The sequence below is a fragment of the Segatella copri genome, assembly GCF_002224675.1.
Taxonomy (GTDB): Bacteria; Bacteroidota; Bacteroidia; order Bacteroidales; family Bacteroidaceae; genus Prevotella; species Prevotella copri_U.
The window spans coordinates 123,838-145,080 of sequence record NZ_NMPZ01000008.1 but is presented as its reverse complement, the minus strand read 5'-3'; the positions used below and the strand labels follow the sequence as shown (position 1 = coordinate 145,080).

23 protein-coding genes and 1 CRISPR repeat array are annotated in these 21,243 nt (G+C 43.4%); of the genes, 5 read left to right on the top strand and 18 right to left on the bottom strand.

Going from position 1 to position 21,243, the window contains the following annotated elements; translation table 11 throughout:
* Positions 1 to 287 precede the first annotated feature (287 nt).
* The 7 genes from CFT61_RS06925 to CFT61_RS06895 form a co-directional block, all read right to left on the bottom strand.
* Positions 288 to 662 carry a hypothetical protein gene (locus CFT61_RS06925; protein ID WP_089543727.1) on the bottom strand — a complete coding sequence of 125 codons (375 nt, stop codon included), beginning with the start codon at positions 660 to 662 and terminating at the stop codon, positions 288 to 290.
* A gap of 86 nt (positions 663 to 748) precedes the next feature.
* On the bottom strand, positions 749 to 1,477 hold the full coding sequence (locus CFT61_RS06920; RefSeq protein WP_142990585.1) for a hypothetical protein: 729 nt from the start codon (positions 1,475 to 1,477) through the stop codon (positions 749 to 751).
* A 26-nt stretch (positions 1,478 to 1,503) separates the two neighbouring features.
* On the bottom strand, positions 1,504 to 1,986 hold the full coding sequence (locus CFT61_RS06915) for a hypothetical protein (protein WP_089543725.1): 483 nt from the start codon (positions 1,984 to 1,986) through the stop codon (positions 1,504 to 1,506).
* A gap of 9 nt (positions 1,987 to 1,995) precedes the next feature.
* A complete protein-coding gene (locus CFT61_RS06910; RefSeq protein WP_089543724.1) occupies positions 1,996 to 3,012 on the bottom strand; it encodes a hypothetical protein in 1,017 nt (338 codons plus the stop codon).
* A gap of 369 nt (positions 3,013 to 3,381) precedes the next feature.
* Entirely contained in the window at positions 3,382 to 3,876 is a 495-nt protein-coding gene (locus CFT61_RS06905; RefSeq protein ID WP_089543723.1) for an SLOG family protein, read from the bottom strand.
* Positions 3,873 to 4,454: a phosphoribosyltransferase family protein gene (locus tag CFT61_RS06900; RefSeq protein WP_089543722.1), complete on the bottom strand. Its 582-nt coding sequence runs from the start codon at positions 4,452 to 4,454 to the stop codon at positions 3,873 to 3,875. The genes CFT61_RS06905 and CFT61_RS06900 overlap by 4 nt, the downstream gene beginning before the upstream one ends.
* A gap of 22 nt (positions 4,455 to 4,476) precedes the next feature.
* Complete coding sequence (locus CFT61_RS06895; RefSeq protein ID WP_089543721.1) at positions 4,477 to 4,707, bottom strand: hypothetical protein; 231 nt, start codon at positions 4,705 to 4,707, stop codon at positions 4,477 to 4,479.
* Between the two features lie 1,063 nt (positions 4,708 to 5,770).
* On the opposite strand from CFT61_RS06895, the gene CFT61_RS16550 reads away from it, so the two are divergent.
* Together CFT61_RS16550 and CFT61_RS06890 are read left to right on the top strand one after the other, a co-directional pair.
* The gene (locus CFT61_RS16550) at positions 5,771 to 6,133 is read left to right on the top strand and encodes a hypothetical protein (RefSeq protein ID WP_142990584.1); all 363 of its coding nucleotides are present in this window, start codon (positions 5,771 to 5,773) and stop codon (positions 6,131 to 6,133) included.
* A gap of 323 nt (positions 6,134 to 6,456) precedes the next feature.
* Positions 6,457 to 7,806, top strand: coding sequence for an ATP-binding protein (locus CFT61_RS06890; RefSeq protein WP_089543720.1), 1,350 nt, complete (start codon positions 6,457 to 6,459; stop codon positions 7,804 to 7,806).
* Positions 7,807 to 7,928: 122 nt separating this feature from the next.
* Here the strand turns inward: CFT61_RS06890 and CFT61_RS06885 are convergent, their stop codons facing one another.
* From CFT61_RS06885 to CFT61_RS06840, 11 genes are all read right to left on the bottom strand, one after another.
* Positions 7,929 to 8,696: a DUF6994 family protein gene (locus CFT61_RS06885; RefSeq protein WP_089543719.1), complete on the bottom strand. Its 768-nt coding sequence runs from the start codon at positions 8,694 to 8,696 to the stop codon at positions 7,929 to 7,931.
* A gap of 186 nt (positions 8,697 to 8,882) precedes the next feature.
* The gene (locus tag CFT61_RS16910; protein WP_176425528.1) at positions 8,883 to 9,038 is read right to left on the bottom strand and encodes a hypothetical protein; all 156 of its coding nucleotides are present in this window, start codon (positions 9,036 to 9,038) and stop codon (positions 8,883 to 8,885) included.
* A gap of 115 nt (positions 9,039 to 9,153) precedes the next feature.
* Positions 9,154 to 9,552 (bottom strand): hypothetical protein, encoded by a 399-nt coding sequence (locus tag CFT61_RS06880; RefSeq protein WP_089543718.1) that lies wholly within the window; start codon positions 9,550 to 9,552, stop codon positions 9,154 to 9,156.
* A gap of 63 nt (positions 9,553 to 9,615) precedes the next feature.
* Positions 9,616 to 9,915 (bottom strand): hypothetical protein, encoded by a 300-nt coding sequence (locus tag CFT61_RS06875; RefSeq protein WP_089543717.1) that lies wholly within the window; start codon positions 9,913 to 9,915, stop codon positions 9,616 to 9,618.
* A gap of 143 nt (positions 9,916 to 10,058) precedes the next feature.
* Entirely contained in the window at positions 10,059 to 10,307 is a 249-nt protein-coding gene (locus CFT61_RS06870) for a hypothetical protein (RefSeq protein ID WP_089543716.1), read from the bottom strand.
* Between the two features lie 132 nt (positions 10,308 to 10,439).
* The gene (locus tag CFT61_RS06865; RefSeq protein ID WP_089543715.1) at positions 10,440 to 10,754 is read right to left on the bottom strand and encodes a hypothetical protein; all 315 of its coding nucleotides are present in this window, start codon (positions 10,752 to 10,754) and stop codon (positions 10,440 to 10,442) included.
* Positions 10,755 to 10,772: 18 nt separating this feature from the next.
* A complete protein-coding gene (locus tag CFT61_RS06860) occupies positions 10,773 to 11,183 on the bottom strand; it encodes a DUF2493 domain-containing protein (RefSeq protein ID WP_089543714.1) in 411 nt (136 codons plus the stop codon).
* A gap of 818 nt (positions 11,184 to 12,001) precedes the next feature.
* Positions 12,002 to 12,988: a CRISPR direct-repeat array (repeat unit 37 nt; unit sequence GTCTTAATCCTTGTTGTAGTGGACGATGGTCTCGTAC).
* A gap of 272 nt (positions 12,989 to 13,260) precedes the next feature.
* On the bottom strand, positions 13,261 to 14,559 hold the full coding sequence (gene csx2, locus CFT61_RS06855) for a TIGR02221 family CRISPR-associated protein (protein WP_089543713.1): 1,299 nt from the start codon (positions 14,557 to 14,559) through the stop codon (positions 13,261 to 13,263).
* Between the two features lie 5 nt (positions 14,560 to 14,564).
* Positions 14,565 to 15,590, bottom strand: coding sequence for a helix-turn-helix transcriptional regulator (locus CFT61_RS06850; RefSeq protein ID WP_089543712.1), 1,026 nt, complete (start codon positions 15,588 to 15,590; stop codon positions 14,565 to 14,567).
* A gap of 11 nt (positions 15,591 to 15,601) precedes the next feature.
* Positions 15,602 to 16,846, bottom strand: coding sequence for a TIGR02221 family CRISPR-associated protein (gene csx2, locus CFT61_RS06845; protein WP_089543711.1), 1,245 nt, complete (start codon positions 16,844 to 16,846; stop codon positions 15,602 to 15,604).
* Positions 16,847 to 16,850: 4 nt separating this feature from the next.
* Positions 16,851 to 17,546, bottom strand: a complete 696-nt coding sequence (locus tag CFT61_RS06840; protein ID WP_089543710.1) for a CRISPR-associated endonuclease Cas6 — start codon at positions 17,544 to 17,546, stop codon at positions 16,851 to 16,853.
* A 122-nt stretch (positions 17,547 to 17,668) separates the two neighbouring features.
* On the opposite strand from CFT61_RS06840, the gene CFT61_RS06835 reads away from it, so the two are divergent.
* Genes CFT61_RS06835 through CFT61_RS06825 form a run of 3 tightly spaced genes read left to right on the top strand, consistent with a single transcriptional unit; the run spans position 17,669 to position 21,238 of the window.
* Complete coding sequence (locus CFT61_RS06835) at positions 17,669 to 19,153, top strand: Cas10/Cmr2 second palm domain-containing protein (protein WP_089543709.1); 1,485 nt, start codon at positions 17,669 to 17,671, stop codon at positions 19,151 to 19,153.
* A gap of 4 nt (positions 19,154 to 19,157) precedes the next feature.
* Positions 19,158 to 19,721 carry an RAMP superfamily CRISPR-associated protein gene (locus tag CFT61_RS06830; protein WP_089543708.1) on the top strand — a complete coding sequence of 188 codons (564 nt, stop codon included), beginning with the start codon at positions 19,158 to 19,160 and terminating at the stop codon, positions 19,719 to 19,721.
* On the top strand, positions 19,718 to 21,238 hold the full coding sequence (locus CFT61_RS06825) for a hypothetical protein (protein ID WP_089543707.1): 1,521 nt from the start codon (positions 19,718 to 19,720) through the stop codon (positions 21,236 to 21,238). The genes CFT61_RS06830 and CFT61_RS06825 overlap by 4 nt, the downstream gene beginning before the upstream one ends.
* Positions 21,239 to 21,243: the final 5 nt, after the last annotated feature.

The window sequence follows — 21,243 nt, the reverse complement described above, 5'->3', positions numbered from 1 at the left end:
TTAAGGGGGAATAAAGGGTTCTTAGGGAAGTAGTCCCTGAGCCTAATGAAAACACGGCTTGCCGCACGAAGTCCCCCTGAAACAGGGGTGTTTGAAACATGTTTGGTCACAAACTTGGTATTAGGCTCCCCCCTGATGTTGAAAAAAGGGCTTACGGCGCAAGCGCCCACCTGGAAAAACGTACCCTATTGTAGGGCAGTTGATCTCAAACTGGAAGGCACCTGGCCGAAGCCGAGAACAAAATTAACGCTTAAAATCCTTTCTGGAAAGAAGGCTGACTATGGAAGCTACATGCTGTCAGAGGGAGAGAGAGCCGGGCTAAAGAGACCAGGCTTCAGATGAACGACCTTGCTGATTACCATGTTGCATACCTCCAGGACCTCCAACTTCTCGAGCTGCTCCACAAAAGCCAGCACCGAAGGACGGCTCCATCCCCAGGCCTTGATAAGCTGGGCTATGTTGACGTTCATTTGAGAAGAAGACTGCTTAGCCTCCTGATAGCGGATGAGCAGATCCTGCAAGGCCTTTAGGCGGGAGAATCTGTTGGGATTGCGATAAGCATAGTCGTTGCAAAGATAAGCCATGAGCTCTGACGACATTCTGATAACGAAACCATCCTTCTTGCCGTGAAGCTCTGAAGTGGTTATATTTTCTTTTACCATTTGGTTATAACTTTTGGATATAATGTTTGAACTTAGAAAAACTACTAGATAGAATATAAATATGTGATATAAGCTTCCCGAAAACCCTAGGCTGCCTGCTTCTCCTGCTGCCCAGAGCCCAAGTTCTGCCATCTTGCTTTACCCCTGGGTGAAGATGGCTGCTGAGGGAAGGGATAAATGATGCCTGCCATGAGCAGCATCATGAGCAATTCAAAGAGCAGGAAGCAGCGTCCCATGGAAACCACCACCATCAGAATGGCTACGGAAGCAAGGGAAATCTGTAAGATGCTGCTTGCATGAATCCTTAGAAGAATCCTGTCGGCAAGCCTATAGGAAAACAGCATCATAGTGGATCCCAGGGCAATGACATAAACCCAGGCCTGGGTTAGAAAAGGGTAAAGAAGGCTCTCCAAGAGCTTTCCCGAACCCGGTACCATGACTTCACCTAGAAAGGGTACTCTTATATGATAAGGTGTCAGACTCATCCCCCCAGACAGAAGAGACGATTCCCCAAGTAGCTGATAAGCCTGCCTTGCCGCATGATAATCCACCACCTGAAAAACCAGCATCATGACAAGAAGCACCAAGATAAAGAATTTTCTTCCGTTCCTGCTTCTGTGCATCTTCCCATAGACATAAGAAATCCATGCCTTCACCTTGGCAGCCTTCCTTCTGATGCAAGGCATCTTGGTAGATAGAAAGCTATAGAAACTTCTCCACTTCGGGGAGCTGGAAGCCTTGGGCTTGATCACATAATGGAATACAAAAGGCACCAGGGTCAGCAGCAGGGCCAACACCACCTTTAAAACAATCATCACCATTTTTTAGAAGTTATATGCGGTTAGAAGAAGTGAGAGAGAATCTGGTTCATCTTCTGGCATTCCAGGACCTCTGCCTCCACATGGGTGTTGTCCCTGAGCAGTCGATGAATGCTGAGCAGCATGATCTCTTCACTGTCGAAAAAGTGAACCGTCATGCTATCCAGTATTCCATATTGCTCACTGCCCAGATGGACGATGAACATGCTGCCCTCCACCGGTGTGGAATAAGCCACAGCCCTGAGATGCTTGCCAAACTTCATCTTCGAGGCATAAAGGATATGAAGCCCTACCTTCTTCTCCAGCAGATCCACCAGGTCTTCCATCATCACCTGCCTGCGGGTAGGTATGACAACTTCCACGAAATCATCATTCTCGGTGGTAGGTAAAGCACTTTCCTTAAACTGCTCCGGGAGCTTGCAATATAGCTTGAAGAGAAATTCTGCAATGGAATTCTTCAATTCCTCGCTTTCTAAAAGCTTGAAGTCATTTAACGTATTGATCATTTGAATTCATTAAAGTATGGATGATAGATATGATTTGAGGAAATAATCCGACAGCACCTCTGTCAAATTGTTTTCCTTATCCTGTACATGTTTCTTGGCATCTAACCTTTCAAGCAGCCCCGGCAGGTCATCTGAGAGGGAAAGAAGCTGCTCTCCCTGTTCCTTGGTGAGCACGGCTGCAGAGTAGTCATCGATGGCCATGAACGGCTGAATGAGCATCCACCGATAGTTGGCTTTCTGCGCTGTGGACAGGCGTTTCCTAGATAGGATATCGTCCTTGCATGCCAAGGCATTCTGCACAATGCGTCGGTTGAATCTCATGCTCAGATAAAGCATCGTCCTGTCGTTCACCTCATCAGCCTGGGTTCCCACCGAAGAGTAGAGACCGTCAAACACCCGGGTGGTGGCAACGGTGAGCTGCTGGAGGTTTTCCGGCTTCACCTGAGAGAGATACTTCATCAGACTCCTGAAACACTTGTCCTCCAAGGCGATGAACTTGATCAGTTCATCCCCCTGTCTGAATGGCTTGGCAGAAGAGAGCAAACTACTATAGGCGGACATCGTCTCCTGAAGAGAGGAGTAGATCGGATAATCATCCAGCTTCTCGTAATACTTCACGGCATCCCGGTAGATATCAGACTTCTCCATCTTCTCCTTCTGCATGGCCGTATGCTGCTTGAAATACATCACCTCGCGCAGTTGGCGAGGCTTGGAAAAGGCCAGACGGCTGATCTCTGTCCGAATGGAATCCGACACCATGAAATACGCCACCGCCATCGGGCTCTTGAGGTTGAGAGAAGAGTCGCGGCCGAAAGCGCTGTAGGCAGAATCCTGCACCTCCAGCCAGGTGGAGGTGAGAGAGGAAAGCTCCTCGATGGAAGCATCCTGCTTCTGCTTCAAAAGCTGCAGCTGCTTCTTGCATCCATCCAACGCTTCTTGGGAGGAAGAGAAGGATGGATGTTGATTGCAAGAAGCCAATACAAACATCATGGTCATCCCGAATACTATTAACTTTTTTACCTTCATTTTATTCCTTTTCAATTTTAATATGCGATTTTGATTCTGGGTGCAAAATTAAGAAAGAAAACATCAAAACGGGGTGTTTTCCAAATCTATGTTGGTATTTAACATATCGGAAAAACCGAATTATGCAGGATGACAAAAACAAAAACCAGACATCATAGCAATCCATCTATCTGTTTATAAACAGTTTATGCGAAACCTATAGATAAAATAATAGCGCCTTTCAAATGTTAACGTCCGAAAATTCAAATGTTAAATTCAGGAGGCTTATTTGACAAGGAGTTTAGAGTATCAACTTGCCAGCTTGCGCACCTCAAACCTTTCACATATCCCCAAACGCAAAAAGTTCCTCGCCTTTTGGCGAGAAACCTCCTAAACCAGCCTATAAAGATTGATAAGATCTATACCCTTAGCCCTGGCATTTCTGCAGGTATAAAAAGTACCTCCCATTGGCTTGCCATCAAAATAGGAAATGATACCGCTTACATGATCCAACATGTAATCATTGCGCTTCAACAGACACCCATTGTAATATCCCTCACTCAGAAGAATCTCCTCATCAGCCTTGGAAAGGATGCGCTGATACCTCTGACGCTGCTGATAAGCCCACCTCTCACTCTGTCCCCGATAAGGAATAACGGCAATCAATTTCAAATCCGAAAGCTCTTCCTTGAGCTTGATGACCTCCTCGGCTGCCAACATGTCAAAGCCCATCGCCATGCCCGAGACAAAGTTTCTGAAACCCAACATGTAAAGCAGCCTAATCTTTCCCCTCACCTGCCGTCTAAGCTCCGGAACCTTTTCCGGAGCAATAGAGCGATGCCCCGTAAAGGCAACGCTCTGTGTCTTGCTCAAAATCAGTTTCATACCTTATTATATTTATAATGTGTTCTTGCCAAAAACAGACCTCCCACCACTTGAGCCCCATGCTTTTCCACTTCCTCGGCAAAGAGGGCATAAGAGCCGCCGGTGGTGATGATGTCATCAAAGACGAGTACCTTCTTACCCTTGAAGAAAGCCCTATCAAAGTCCATGATGCTCACCTTGGAAATCTCCTTCTCTCCTCCTCTTCTGCGTTCATGAATCGCCAAGCGGTCCTCCATCAAGATAAGATGGGAATAACCATTCTGAATACCGCTCAATCGGCTCACCTCCTTGCAGAACACCTTGTAGCGGCTTCTGTTCACTTCCTGACGACTAGCAGGCACGCAAAGGAAAACCATGTCCTTCACCTCCTCGCCATACTCTTTCTTCAAGTAGGAATCCACCATCTGCGCCACCTGCTTGTAAGCTTCATCCCTAGCGTCCTTGAAAGCATAGATAAGCTTTCTTGCTTCCTTGGCATCCTCACCCACATTGCGGATTCTTGCCGGAAAATACTTCAAGAAGAACCCCTGCTTCTTGCTCAACTGGGCTTTCATGCCCTCATCTATCACTCTTGCCATAAAAATTCCATTTAAAAAGTTATCAGCTCAAATGGTTCGGAGTCCAAACCTCCACTTCCCATTCATACCCCACATTGTTACACTGACTTTGGTTCATCCGTCTGATGTCCTCGGCTTGCTCCTCCGTAATGGGTTCGCTGTCCAACTTCATCAACTTCTTGATACTTGCCTCCTTGCTAGTCCCGATGTAAATCAAGTCCTTGCTCTCACGGGAGTTCCAATTGTCAGTCCGATAAAAAAGAAATACTTCCATCTTGTTTCTATTTAAAGTTCAACACTCAAAAAAAATATTCTGGATTTCCTGATTCACAGCCTTTTCAAGCTTTTGTTTTCAGAAGAATCCGAGCTTTTTTTTTATAATCATTCCGGCATAACCGTCATCACTTTAGCCTTTTTACGTGCTAAAAGAATGGAAGTCCCAAGGTCAGTAAGCCAAACAATCGGTCAAGAATCTTTTTTAGAATACCCAATCTCTGATTGTGGAAGCCTGCTACAAAAAGATTCTTAGCCGATAACAAGGTGGTGTTTGGTGTCTGAGAGGACTTCACATACCTTTGCAAAGTAAAAAGCCCAAGGTGATGGCTACCGGCTAGAAAAGATAAAAAAGTGAGGTTTATTCTCCCCAAAAACAAAATGAAACCATAGATGCAACCACTATCAAACCCATAAGACAATGTGTTTTCCCACTATGTCCAAAGGACACTGCGGGAAAACTTTCCTATCTCCCTTCAGCCTCCTGACAGATTAGAACCCATTCTGCCAGGTGGCAAGGTAGCATGCCAAGGCATACTCTACCTTGGGGCTTCAAGACATGTCATGCATTTGAAGGAGAACATCATATGTGCGTCCCGGAATGAATGGTCAAGCGTGAACTATCCATGAAGGTGGGAAGAAGGTCCACCATCGAGGGTAGTTCACCCTTCACCAGAAATGAAGAGACCTCCTTGGTATACATGACATCAGCCATAAACATGATATATTCTGTTAACCCAAAGGAAAATAGACAAAACTCTCTATGTCAATGCCTACAAAAATCATGGCAGATGTAAACAGAACAGAGTTCAATACCACAAAGAATGTATGACCTCACCCCATAGTAGAAGCCAAAAGAATGTATAAAAGCTCCATGGTCTAAAAAATCCTCCAAAAGGAGTGAGTTTCTCAGAATTTATTCGTACTTTTGCCATGCCGTTTGAAGCCATGACTCTCAGACATGGCAAAATCCTGAGCAACTATCAGTGACCAGGAAATAAATGAAACATTAAAATATAGTGTTACGGCATCATAATAGAAACATCTTTAAAAAGCAAAAATAGATGAAAGAACCCATAAAAATATCTGCATCAGACAGAATTCTCTTTGTAAACATCAAGAGATCCTTCCACTGTACGGACAGACATAGTGAATACTATCGCCCATCAACATATGAAGCCACCAGAAAATATTGGCGAATCTCCAAACATAGACTTTCCAAGATCTCACTCGTGGTAGGCCATGTCGATGGAATCGTGAAAGAAGTGATCGTTCCCGAAAAATGGCATTTGTCAACAGACCCTAGATATCCCAACAGATACGAATGCATAGGAAAGGAACTAGATGACTCTCCCTATCTCAACAAGGATGCAAGCCAGCTCATAACCATTGGACAAAATCCAGTAGCATATTACAATTGTGATTAGGTTTCATTACAAGAGTGCAAGCTTTGTATAAGACAAAATGTACTTTGAAAATGCATCATTTTTTGTATTTTTGCTTTGGAAATACATCGTAATCTGAGAAATTTTGGTTTGGAAATGCATCAATATAACTGGTTTTTGGTTTGGAAATGCATCAGAATAACTGATTTTTTGGTTTGGAAATGCTTATTTTTTGCTTGTTTTGTTTGGATTCTTGAAAATAAGTTGTATCTTTGCGGCATGTTTTTAATGCATTTGATTTCTGAAAGCTATCTTTCAATATGATCATTTGGATAATACATAACCATATTATTAAAGATAAACTTATGTTTGAAAGAATCGCCATCAAATATCTTCGCCAATGGGCGAAAAAGGAAGATCGTAAGCCGCTGGTTTTGCGAGGGGCTCGACAGGTGGGTAAGACAACATTGGTAAAGTTGTTTGCCAAGGAGTTTGATACCTATATTTATATGAACCTGGAGGAGAAGGAATATGCTGAGCTGTTTGCTGCAGACTATTCTTTCGAAGATGTATTAGCTGGAATTTATCTCAAAGCTAATGAACCGATGGATTTCGGAAAGCGCACCTTGATTTTTATCGACGAGATACAAAATGAGCCGAAGGCAGTGCAAACCTTGCGCTACTTCTATGAGAAGCATCCTGAAATCTATGTGATAGCAGCGGGATCTTTGCTGGAAAGCCTGATGGGGCGACATATCTCTTTCCCTGTTGGCCGTGTAGAATATATGGCTTTGCATCCATGTACTTTCGTAGAGTTTCTTCGTGCCATGGGTCAGAAACAGATGGCAGACAGTATAGAAAACATGTCCTTGCCAGCTTCTTTGCATTCTTCGGCCATGGAGTGGTTCAAGAAGTATATGATTGTGGGTGGCTTACCCGAAGCCGTTGCCAATTATGCCAAGTATAAGGATATTGTCAGACTGAATGGGGTATTTAATGCGCTACTTTCAGGCTATCGGGACGATGTGGAAAAATACGCCAGTAAACCCAAGGAGCAAGATGCCATACGATTCATCTTGAACTATGGCTGGACATTTGCAGCCCACCGCATCCAGTTTTCCAAATTCACAAGTTCTTCTTTTAAGGCGGCAGATGCAGGCAATGCTTTCCGGATATTGGAGAAAACGCTTTTATTGGAATTGGTATATCCTCAAACTACAGCATCATTTCCGATTTTGCCCGACTTGAAGAAGAGTCCTAAGTTGTTATGGATAGATACGGGCTTGGTGAATTATGTCGCAGGCATGCAGGAAGATTTGCTTTTCAGCAAAGACACCGATGAACTTTGGAATGGTGATATAGCAGAGCATATTGTAGGTCAGGAATTGTTGGGTTCAACGTTTATCTTTGGCGAGAAAAGAATGTTTTGGGTACGTGAAGCCAAGAACTCTCAGGCAGAAATCGACTTCCTGATAAGATACAGATCGCACCTGATTCCGATAGAAGTAAAGACCGGCAGCAATGCCAAACTGCGTTCCTTGCATCTCTTTATGGATGAATCGAGAGAGAAGGTGGCACTGCGTCTCTGGAATGGCCCGATGACATCGGATACCGTTACGACTCAGAAAGGTAAGTCTTTCACTTTATATAATATTCCGCTATATTATGCCGGTTATCTGGAAGTATTCCTGGATAGTATAAGCAATACCATCTGAGACCGATGCATTCGTCCATAGGTTGATTTATGGTGAAATTCTTGGCGTTCATGCTATTGAGATAGTCATGCTGCAAGAAACCCGGATAGTGTAATCCAAGCCATGCCAAGGTTTAGATTACACTATCCCTCCAAGGAAGCCTTACAGAATTCTTCTATTCTCCGATTCCGCTTTCTCAAGAAATCATATTCTGCTTCTATCCAGGCAAGATATTCACTGGCTGAGTGAGGATAAGGATTCTTCTCAAAGAAACTCTCACCCAACCACAAGTTGACCTTCTCATAATGCTCATCCACACAATCCTGCAAGAAGAAAAAGTCCACAAATCCCTTGAAGTCAACAAAGAGATCAAAGAATTCCTTATCCCTTTCCATGGCTCTTGACAGAGGACTGGTACCTCCCTGATAATATCTTCTGATGCATTCCAAGGTGTAGTCCCATCGGTCACAGATACGCTTGTTGCAACCACGGGCACAGTTGAAACTATACCTGTGCTGAGGAAAAAGCATCATGCCACCTATCGTGTAGAAGTCCCTAACATACTTCTCCACGAAAGAATGATAGTCAGGAACCATATTACGGACAGCATCCAAAACTTCCCTTTTATCAGAATGCCGAAAACTGACCAGGATGGAATCACTTCCCATGTAAAACTCTTCCCACCTGAGATAATACCTGCTCCTTCCATCCGTCAGCTGCATGCTTTGCCCACAAGGAAGCCTGCGACTCCAGAGAAGCTGATGATACCGCCTAAGGGTTGGACTTTTTGAGTCCGGATCCATCTTGGCCCACCCCAGATCATCTTCCTTCCAAAAATCATCCCAATAATGGGCCGTATCACTGGTAAAGTCAAAACCAACGTCAATATCCTTCAATTCATATGTATCCATAAGCACTATATTTACTTGGCAGATGAAAATAGATCCACTGCCATAACCGTATTCCTGTCGTTGTTTACAGATAAAGGCAAAGACTGTAACAATCTTCTTACCAAGAGGCTTTTTACTCAGAAGTAAAGCCATGAACCTTCAATCTGGTTGCTGTATCCAGTCCATAAGCCCAATATCAATGACCGCCTACACGTTCCATACCTCATATCCCATATTCTGGGCTATCTGAAACAACGGACTGAAAGTCTGCTGATATGCCGCCAGGAACCGTTCACGATTCAACTGTAGCAGATCTCGTGGCGTATAGCCAAGAGAAGTGAAGTCCAAATATGTCTGTTTCATCTTCTTTTACTTTAAGCTATAGTCGAGAGGTGATTACAAATAGTAACCACCTCCCTCGCAACTTTACAAATAGTTATACTGCCGTAAACTGATATATCATATAGACAAAAATCCATTACTTATATTGTATAAGCTTTTGGCCGGTCTCCCATCCACCCTTTCGATTCAACAAGTCGGGCTCATACCATTTGTTGAAAACGACATAGTCTCGCTTGGGTTGACGCACTATCGTTGCATTGAACTGCACATTGGTATGTGTCTTTCTCCCTCTAAAAGGAACATACTGTCCCTGATAGGAATGAAGACCACTGACAAAAGTTCCGCCACTATTCTGGTCAACACCAACACTTGTGATGATTAAAGTATTGGGTACATAGGTTTTACCCTCGAAACAAGAACCATAATAATTTCTACAGAAGATTTCCAAGACATACTTGCAATCTGCTGCAGATAATTGTGCCTTGCAAATACACACATACCCAATAGCCATAAAAAGTAATAGAATTTTTCTCATATTTTTATTGTTAGTTGTTTGATATTCTAATCAATGCCCTCCAAATGACACCTTGAACTTAATTCAGTGATGAAAAAGCATCCGAAAAACAGACTTCAGGAAAGGAATAATGCCTGTAGCATTTACGACAACAGGATTGCTATCCCTAACCTCTTGAAGAGCTTCTTCCAAATCTTTCTGCGTCTCTTCTGGTGTTTTCTTGACAGCCACTCCCATCTTCAACATTTCAGAAAAGGTAGTTGCCCTGCCATCCACCATCCATTTCTTGTCGATACGCTGAATATTGTGGTTCTTGCCATCAAGACGGTAAGATTCTCCATCAGAAACGTATGTAGTGTTGTCACTAAAGTTAATAATTCTCATTGTTAATTGGCTTAACCGCGTTGTCGAGGGCTTTAGTTAATACTATAAGGCATAATCCAACACTTCAAAAAGGCTAAGACGACACCCATTGTCATGAACAGCACCTTCAATGTAAAAGGCAGTGCTCTATTTACATTTCAATTTCAAGACCGTTTATTCTTTGATTTTGTCACAGCTCCCTTTTCCTTTAGCCACGGATAAAGCCATGCACCTTCAATCCAATGCTTGCTGCACTCCTTAGCCCACTCAGCTGACCTGATAAACAGATCGGAAGGAATGACATCTATTACCTTTCCCTCCAACTCATGATCAAACTGCAGCTTAAACAGAGAGAGCAAGTCATATAAAGGATCATCAAAGTAGTCTGCAAAAACATGTTCTCCTGTTTTCATGTTTTCAAACTCGAAAGAACATAGCAGATAATCAGCTGATGCATGTAGGATTCTATACATAATTATATGTGTTAAATGGAGCTATGCTGGGCACTACGCACACAGCATCATCCCATTCATCTATATGTACTCTTACTCTCCACTTTCAGCTTCATCTTGCGATTTCTGCCCAGCACGAGCCATCAGCTCATTGTATTCTTCATCAGACATTTTTCCAGTCTCATGAAGACTCTGAACATAAAGGTATGTAATCTGGCTGAACACCAATTTCATACCATTGTAACACATACCGATGAAGTCACTATCGAATAGCTTGAGATCCGTCTCCTCGCCGTCCTTCTTAGCCTTTATGTTAACACCAAACTGTCCTTCTTCCTTACCTTCGTGAAAAGAAAGAGACAACTCGAACAACTCTTTTCCATTCATTTCATTTTCATTCTGTTCCATTTCTATGATTTTAAATAGTTAGTATCTGACTACAGCTACCTGCAAGTTATGCTTCTTGGCTGTATCTATCATGTTCTTTGTGCCCCGGCTTTTGCCATCCCAGAAGGATATGAGAGCATGAACCACGCTAGCCATCTTAGCATTTCTGATTGGTCCAACTGCCCTTCCGTGGACTTTCCAGTCTGCCGGATATGTCTCCAATTGAAAACCTTGTTCCTGAGCATATCTCTCACCCAAGGCATCTGCTCCAGAAGCATGCCCAGAAACAATGACAATATCTTCCGGCTGTTGATTTTGGAGATAGTAGTCACACTTCTCTTTCAGCAGTTCGTAGTCTGTAAAGTCTCTGCATCCTGCTATGATGACTCTATATTTAGAGATTAAATCCAATATTAGTCTGTTTGCAGCATCTACTTCTTCTTGACCCATTATACATCAATTTAAAAGTTATTTTTTCAAAAGGATCCCTATTTAACAAGAACCCTCCAAGCAAAGAACTATGTACCGAAAATCCAGACCTTACACCTTATTAAGTATAGTAGGCCATCAATTATAACTATTCATCTTAAAAGAGAAATGCTATTCCTTTTTCATTCCAATATCAAAGCCACCACAAAGGTATAAAAAACGAGAGTAACCACCAAACTTTTAGCTCATATTTTTGACTTTTTACACTTTCAAGACAATACGATCCTATCTAAAGCCAAAAACAAGATTGAAATTCTAAACAACGCTACCCTACAAAAGTATAGATAAGACTTTGTAAAAAGACAACTGGAATTAAATCGTCAATTTTACCGAACTTATGCTATTGCGTCCACACTGCAGACACAATTGAACAGGTTCCAGTATAAGTAACTAATAGCTATTCCCACCTCAGAAAAACGAGAGAATTATGAACTAGAAGCAGAGAAACTCAAACCGTCAGGCATAAAAATCCCATCAAAGCGGCAGACAACGCATCCTTGCCGGCATTTCCAAAGATTATAAACTTTCTCTGTAGAAGCTTATATGGCAATATAAACTGCGCATCTTAACCTCACTTTTAAACCTCACTCTTTTATTTAAGAGCATCTTTAATGTTGCCCAGCATGAACCTTGTAGAGGAAAAGATGCGCCACCACTCGCTTTGAGATTCCCGTTTAAAATATTTGATATCTACAGAGCAGTTAGTACTTTAACCATGTTATAATGGAAGATGGTCCCAAACGTCGTACCGCAAACTATGACTATCGGTCTGCAGAGATGTCTTAATCCTTATTATAGTGGACAATGGTCTCGTACTTATGAAGAAGAAGATTTTCGTGGCATTGTTTGCCGATCTTAATCCTTATTGTAGTGGAAGATGGTCTAGTACGTATGGCAGATGTCACCAACGATAAGGGTGAAATGTCTTAATCCTTGTTGTAGTGGAAGATGGTCTCGTACACCATCAACGGAACAAAGCAGCAGTGGACAGATGTGTCTTAATCCATGTTGTAGTGGAAGATGGTCTCTTACCAAGAAAGAAGTCTCCTTTGCCTTCAATGCCATACAAGTCTTAATCCTTGTTGTAGTGGACGATGGTCTCGTACATGCTATTCACGAGTTCGATATTATGATCATTCGCAGGTCTTAATCCTTGTTGTAGTGGACGATGGTCTCGTACTTCTTAGTGGTGCAACTATTAATATTGTCCAGGAAGCGTCTTAATCCTTGTTGTAGTGGACGATGGTCTCGTACGCACCTGGAGTTTGCTATGTTGCAATGGGACTTACTGTCTTAATCCTTGTTGTAGTGGACGATGGTCTCGTACACTGCTGTTGGTCGTGTACCAACTAATCGTTTAACGCGTCTTAATCCTTGTTGTAGTGGACGATGGTCTCGTACACTGTCTCGGAGAACAAAATGTATCAGTAGAAGACTGTCTTAATCCTTGTTGTAGTGGACGATGGTCTCGTACGTTTATTTATCAATTCAAATTATTATAATTATGAAAGGTCTTAATCCTTGTTGTAGTGGACGATGGTCTCGTACTTTAGTTAAGCCGAGTTTAGCCGGTTATTCCTTTACGTCTTAATCCTTGTTGTAGTGGACGATGGTCTCGTACGACAAAGACGGCAACGTAACATTTGGCGGCGGCAAGTCTTAATCCTTGTTGTAGTGGACGATGGTCTCGTACAGGTTTTAACTGAGCTCAACAAAGCACGCAAAACTTGTCTTAATCCTTGTTGTAGTGGACGATGGTCTCGTACTCGGCCTTATAAGACTATTCTGATTATCAATAAGTTAAAGAACTCAGCTAAACAATTTTTTACCTTTCTTAACCGAAAATTAACTTTTTATTAGCGAGTGCAAAGGTACGACTATTTTTCGAGATATGCAAGCCAATTATTCTTAAATATCTAAGTAAATATGCTCTTGGTATTAACACCTCTTCACAAACATCAACCATCCCAATACTCCACAAAACAAAAGCACCACTTTAAACAGCCCCTAAAACCATTTAAAATGATGCTACCAAATCCTATATCTCAGACAAGACATCCTCAATTCCATCCAGTAGTTGCTCTACCCTACCAATGATCGTCTGAGCAGAAAAAGGATTGTCTTTGAATCCTGCATGGTTGTAATCATTGCGTAATTCAACCACCTGCTGCAAGATAGTCACAAATTCCTTGTTCCCCCAAACACTATCATCTGCCAGGATTTTCGCAACGAACTCATTAGTAGTCTCCAGACCATCAGTATTCTTATTCTGTGTCTTGATAGCAATGCAGCTGAACACTGCATCGCGACAAACCTTGTTACGATAGTCAAGCTGATAATGACAGCACAGGAAAGTACCTAGACCTTCTTCCAACATGGTCGTAGCCTGCTGATAAAGCTTGTTGGCACAGCACCACTTGGCAGCCTTGATACAGTTCAGTACATTCTCCTTGGCATCAAAATCATTCAACGACTGCTTGATCTTTTCAAAGATAGGCTTGAGCTGAACAATCGTCACTTTCTGTATTCCACCTGCAGTGCGCTTCAGATTCCACACGTTCTTGCTATCCACAATGGCATACCCCCGACAGGTGGTTCGTTCCTCCACCATTTCCTTCAACTTCCGGACAAAGGCACGCAACATCTCAGTGTCCTTAGTGCGGGTTTCTGTATTCTTCAAGATTGGAAGAAGTGATGATTCCGACAATTCATAGAGCTTCTGCACCTGACCGTATCGCAGATAATCCGAAGCAGCCAACGTCCAGTCCTGCAAAACAGAAAGAGGAAGCAGATCCATGATAGGTGCAATGTTGCTCTCCTTGTCACGCGCCTCGTAATAGCCATAAAAGATGGCCTTCACCTTAACATTCTTGAGCAGCTTGGCATAGTTGACAAGCACCACCAGCAGCATGGGAAGATAACGAAAGCTATTGGTGATGTCAAGATACAGTTCGTCACCCTCCTGAAGCTCATCAAAGATAACTTCAAAAATCTCCCACATCTGATCACTATCCTTACCATCCGGAATAGCTATATCCTGATAGGAGAGATTCATATCCAGCAATATCTTCTCCAATCCCTGATATGCAACCTCCTTCTTGAGCTTGGCACAGAAACGGGTCTCCAGATTCTTGTCCCAGTTGTTCTGCCTTGCCAAATCCGTCAGAAGCATAAGAACCAGGTCGTTTTCACCTCCCCAATTCTCCTGCTGCTGTAGATATTCGAGTAAACTCTTCTGCACAAAAAGAGTCTCACTTCCTGTGAAATCATCCTTTCGGTAGCGGCATGTCTCATAGAAAGCCACTCCCAAGACAGATAAAAAAACTCTTCTACCCATAAAGCTTAATCCTGATAATTTTCAAGAGACTTCTTCAAATCATGAACAAGCTTATCTCTCAAACTCTTTGGCTCCATGACTGTAACCTTGCTTCCATATGACAAGATTTTGCTTCTCAGCTCAAAGTTGTCATAAACAGTTAAAGACACGTAAACATAATCCTTGTCTTCTTTGTGTTCAGAATCTATTTTCTGAGAAGTATGAATAGGCTTACTCTCTATGTAAGGATACTCACCACGGTCAATTCGCAACTTCACCTCTATAGGCTCAGCACCATCCGGTTTTGTTACACCTACAACATCCTCAAAGAAGTCAGAAAAATCAATACCACACTCCTTGTAAGGAATATGCTGATTAGCCTCCATCTTGCGAATTCTATCCAATGCCAGATTGTAGAGCTTTCCCTCTACCTCATCTCTGTGCCTGGTGGCAATGAGATACCAGCGCTGATTATACTGCTTGAGAAACTGAGGGAACACGGTCCACTCACGCTTACCTCTTCCTGGAACCTCATATTTTATATCCATGGTCTGATGCTGTATGATAGCCTTGAGCAAAGGCTCCAGCAAATCATGAGGCTTAATTTTACCATGAGACTCCAGTACAACCTTCTCAAAAGAAATAATAGGACGCTGCTGCTCATCATAGCCAAGAAACTTGTTGATTTCATCAGTCATGGTAGTTAAAGAAGACTCTAAGCCCAATCCTAGGAAATCACCCAATGCTTCTTTTATCTTACGGAAATTGCATAAATCAACCTGGTTGACAACAGCATTGTTATTAATAGAAAAGCTCTCGTCAGCATACGTAAAGCACTGAAAACCATTAATAACGGTCACACGATAACTTATCTCATTCTCCATTTCTATTTTTTCCAGGTCATATCGATAAGTACGATCCGTGAATTTCCTGTTCAGCCTCTGATTACAGTATTCCTGAATTTCCTTGATATTCATCGGATGGTCAAACCTGCGCAGACATTCATCTATGAGATTCAAGCGCTTCTGATATGTCATAATATTCTTTCCCATAATCCCCTTTATTACTTAATATATTTTCCCGCCGTAACAAGCGATGTTCTTAAACTTTCAATGATCTTGCCCGAAGAGAAATTACTCTCCAGGGCATGAGCCACGACATTTCGGTTTTTGGTAATCTCGAAATATACTCCTCTCAGCTCAAATGGTATGAATTCCTTGTCACTGCAAATCACATCCTTGATACTCTGTCGTTCATCCTTATCAAAAGGATCGTGATTTGCGGTCTGACATGCATAGGAAAGGATGCTCTCCTGCAAGGAAATCAAGGCTGCCGTATAGTTCATGTGCTTGAATTGCCACTGGGCCAGCTGATACTGGAAAAGCGCAGGATTCTGCTCCGTTCCCTTGAAGTTATTCAGGAAATCCTTCACAACCGGTTTCACGATCATTTCAGGTAGCATAGAATCAAAATCCTTTTTCATCAAAGCTCTCAAAGACTGGGTCTCCTGAGAGATCGCATATAGATGGTTGAGATTCATCACATCCGAGAAATGCTTCAAACGATTGGTCACATCCGTGTCCTCCTGCTGAAGCAAGCCTGCAATCTGATAGGCATTGCCATACTGCTTGAAGGCCATGGCTCCCACAATCCAGTCATTGAGCTTGAGGATTTTCTTCAGATCCACAATCGGAGCATAACCATACTCCTTGTTCATCTCAATCATGCTATAATATATATGAGAGATCTTGATATTCTTGCTGCTGACATTCTTCAGATAAAGAAGCAGGTTCATGATGGTAATAGGCAATGAACGGAAAGAATGGGTGACATCCACTATGAGTTCGTCTCCCGTGGAGAGCAATTTATTCAACTGCAGGATGATGTTGATGTTCTCATTGATTTCCTCCTCATTCACACCATATCTTATCAATGCCAGATGTGCATCCTTTCCAATAGCTGCCTCTATCTCCTTGACATGCGGAATAAACAGATCACTCTTGCTGGTGGCAGCTTCACAATGCTCTGCTATCTCACAATACACATCCTCATCGATCACACCGCCGTTCTTCTCCTGAAAATAGCGATATACCTCTTCCCACATGCAATGGGCAGTACCGATCAAGATGACCTTGTCTATATTCTGAGTTTCATACAATGCAGCCGCCATGAAAGAGTATTCACCCAGGTTCTCTTCACCCAGATGATAGGAAGCCCTGCGATATTCTCGGGCAGACTTCTCCTCTCCCTGTGCCCCCTTGTTCACCAGAGGCCCTGTACCGATGAATGATATAAGTACCTTTGCCATAATATTACTGATTAAAGTTTTTTAATTTCTCCGGAAGTTCCTTTCTGGAAAGCGTACCAAAACCCACACTTCCGCTTTTTCCCAGAGCAATGCCATCTGGCAGTTCCATGTTGCTGACAAACATCAGATCAAAAGTATCAAACTTCACATGCTTGTAGCTCTGTTCCCTGGGCTCCTTCATCTCCGTGATGGCACATTCAATCTGCTCATCGGCATGATAGCCGATGCCCTTCAGAAAGGAAAGGATGTTTCCTGTGATGACCTTCTCCAGAAAAATCACCTTGTCCGTAAGAGCCAGCATGGAATGGTATTTCTTGAAGTTTTCATCAGTAAGACCGATATAACTGCTCAGATGATAAAGCTTCGGGGCATCTTCTATTTTGGGAAAATAAGGAGTAAGCGTACAATCCTGTACATGAAACTCCATCTCCTTCTTTCCAATCATGAGACTTATAGGAAACTTTCCCACCAGAGCCATCACTGCCATGGCTGCTTCTGCTATTCCAATCAGACAAACATGATTATCAATTACCTTGTACTGTACCAGAGGATATCCATATCTCAACCCATTCGCCTCATGGTTGTGAAAACAGGGATTTTCCCTGCCTGCCAATTCCACGATGGCACCACGAAAACACCTGAGTTCAGTAGAGCTCAAGGTTTCCTTAAATCTCAAGATGGCTATGTTAGTTGCTTCCATTTCTTATTTTTTTGGCGAAAATACAAAAAAATATCCGATAAATAACATTTTCTTGAAGAAAAAATAGTTTTTACCATCTTTTTTTTATACTTTTACACCCACAACCGTAAAAACAAAATAACATGGAGAAAAACAAATACATATATGGAGCCTCCATACAGGGTATCCAGGGTTTTATCTTCTCAACCAACTCACTCAAAGACATCGTCGGCGGCAGCGAGCTGGTAGAAAAGATATGCACCACCCTCTTTGAATCCAACTACCTGCAAGGAGCTACCCGTATCATCAATGCAGCCGGCAACATCAAATGTGTCTATGATGATCTCCAGGAATGCGAGAAAACCGTCCTGGAGTTTCCTAAGACCGTGATGCTGGCAGCTCCTGGCATCACCATCAGCCAGGCTGTGGTAAAGGTAACGGAGGAAGAACTCAAGACTCACTTCGCTTCCTGCATGGACCTGCTGGAGAAAAAGCTGAAGATCCAACGCAACAAACCAGCCAGAAGCATGACCGTAGGTTTCATGGGCGTAGAACGTTCAAGAACCACAGGACTTCCTGCCATCACACAGGAAAGTCAGGAATATCTGGATGAAGGAACACTAAAGAAACGCAACCTCTCCGTCGGAGGCAAGGCAACCATCAGCTTGGCAGAAAAGAGTTTCCATATCAAGAATCTCTCTCCTAAGAACATCGCCTTGAACATCGAGGATCTCACAGGCAAGAATGACTGGGTAGCCATCATTCATGCTGACGGTAATGGTCTGGGACAGATTCTGTCCAAATTCAGCAGCTCCATGGAAAAGCTGAAAGATTTCTCAGAAAAGCTGAACCAGGCTACCTGCCAGGCAGCCCGAGCCGCCTTCAAAAAAGTATATACCGCAGAAGATTATACACAAGAGTCAAGCATCTTCCCATTCCGTCCTGTAGTACTGGGTGGAGATGACATGACCATGATATGCAAGGCAAGCCTAGCCCTCGACTATGTAAAGGTCTATCTTGAAGAGTTTGAGAATGCCACCAGGCAGAAGCTAGGTGCAGATAACGGACTCACTGCATGCGCAGGCATAGCCTTCATCAAGTCTTCCTATCCTTTCCACTATGGATATGACCTGGCAGAGACGCTATGTACCCAGGCCAAGATCGTTTCAAAGGATCCTCTTATCCAAAAGGATGCCCCAGTAGCACCATCGAGTGTGATGTTCTATAAGGTACAGGGAAGCTTCATTGAAAGCTATCCTAATATGATCCTGAAGGAAAAGACCCCACAAAAGGGACTTTCCTTCAACTTCGGACCTTATTTCCTGCACCAGACGGAAGAATACTGGACGATAGAAGAGCTGGAGGATACATGCAGTATTCTCAACGGCAAGGAGGGCAACACCGCCAAGACCAGCATCAGAAAATGGATGACCGCCATGCACCAGAATACGGAAATGGCCAAACAGGCAGCCGCTCGCAGCTATGCTATGCTCTCTGCTTCTACCAAGCAAACTTTCCAAAAGGCCACAACCCCACAGAAGAGAACGCTTTCAGAAGATGTTTTCTATCCTGCTGCGGATCTGCTGGACTTAAACACAATTCTCAACCAAAGAACAAAGGAAAGATAAAGCAATGAAAGACTTAACCATAAAAATAGAGTTCTTTTCACCATGGCACTGTGGATCTGGCCTCTCTGCCGGTGCAGATGCCGATTCACTCGTCATCAAGGACATCAATGGTCTGCCATTTATTCCCGGCAAGACGATCAAAGGCCTCATTCGAGAAGCTGTAGAGGACTATTCTGCCCTCAGAGGTCTGGACATGAACCTGGAGAAAGCCTTCGGCAAAGCAGCTACCGCTGAAGAAGCGCTGCCATCCGGCACCCTGTTCTTCACCAATGCTACCCTCAAAGAGGACGAGGCTAAAAGCATCCTTTCCAACCATGTGGAAGACCTGCTATATATAAATAAGGTGGCAACAGCCATAGACGAGAAAAACGGAATCACCCAGGAACATAGCCTTCGCACCATAGAAACCACCATTCCATGCACGCTCTATGGCACAATCCTCTATGTGGATGATGACATGGAAAGCGTACTGGAAGCGGCACTTGGCTTCATCAAGCATATGGGAACAGGCAGAAACAGAGGCCTGGGCAGATGTAAATTCTGTATTGAGAAAGGAGGTAAGGCATGAAAACTCTTCAATTTAAATGTAAACTGCTCTCAGATGTCATTCTGAACCAACGAGCAGCCACAGAAGGAAACCAGGAATCCCTAACCTTCATTCCTGGCAACAGCTTCCTGGGCATCGTAGCCAAGGACTATATGAGCTTCCCTATCAAGGAGCAGACTGAAATCTTCCATAGCGGACATGTAAGATTCGGGGACGCACACCCGGCATCCAAGGATGCCAAGACAAGAAGCCTCCATATTCCGGCATCCCTCTTCTACCCAAAACTCAAGTCCTTGAGTGAGGAAAGCTATATCCATCATTTCTATAGCCGTTCAGATGACAAGAACGGTACCAAGGGGCAACCACAGCAACTCAAGCAATGCCGCGAAGGCTACTATGAGTTTGATGGTAACAAGGCTAACGCTGTAGAGTGCCTGAAGAGCTTTGCCATCAAAAGCGCCTATGACAGAACCCTTCGCAAGAGCAAGGACAGCCAGATGTTCGGATATGAAGGACTGGAGAAGGGAAGCGAGTTCTATTTCTCTGTAGAGATAGACGATGAAGCCATTGCCCCTGCCATTGAGGAAAAGCTGACAGGAAGAAAACATGTGGGCAGATCCAAGACAGCACAGTATGGCCTCATTGAAATCACGAAAGCTTCCTTCCTGGAAATTCCATCAGCTCCATCCCTGTTCTCTATCAATGGAAACAGCTATATCACAGTCTATGCCGACGGCAGACTCATCTTCCTGGATGAAACAGGAACACCAACCTTCCAGCCAACAGCCCAGATGCTGGGACTCAATGGAGAAATCGACTGGGAGAAGTCACAGATCAGAACCTTCCAATATGCTCCTTGGAATGGCAAGCGCCAAACCAGAGATGCCGACCGTGTGGGTATCGAAAAAGGCAGTGTCTTCGTTGTCAAGCTCCATGAACCACCAACAGAATCACAACTTCCTTCCTATGTAGGCAACTATAAGAATGAGGGATTCGGTAAGGTCATCTACGGATGGAACCTGCTGCAAAAGGCAGGGGAAAATGGTCAGACAGCCCTTCAACTCACCCATAAGACAAAAGCGCAGGCTACAGAGACAAGAGCACTGGAAGGAACACCGCTGCTGTCATTCCTGGCAAGAAAGAAGCACAAGAACAGTTCTTCTGTCTATATCTATGAACAGGTGAACCACTTTGTCAAGATGTACAAGCCATTGTTCTCACAAGGCAAATTCTCTTCTCAATGGGGTGCCATCCGCAGCATCGCTCTCCAAAATTCTACCATGGACAAGATTCTCCTTGAACTCTTCGACAAGAAGGAATTGAAAAAGCGAGAGCCGTCTCCAACAGATCCAAGAACCGAAGTCATAGAGTCAATCGGCTATATTACCCATGGTATCAAGGCCAAGGACTGGAAAGCCAAGCAGAGAGACAAAATCCTCAGAGAGTTTATAGAGCAGATGGGTAACAACCAGGAGTATGGAGACCTGTCTCAAAGAGCATTAGTGAACCTTGCCTCTGAAATGGCAAAAAAACAATAAAGCAA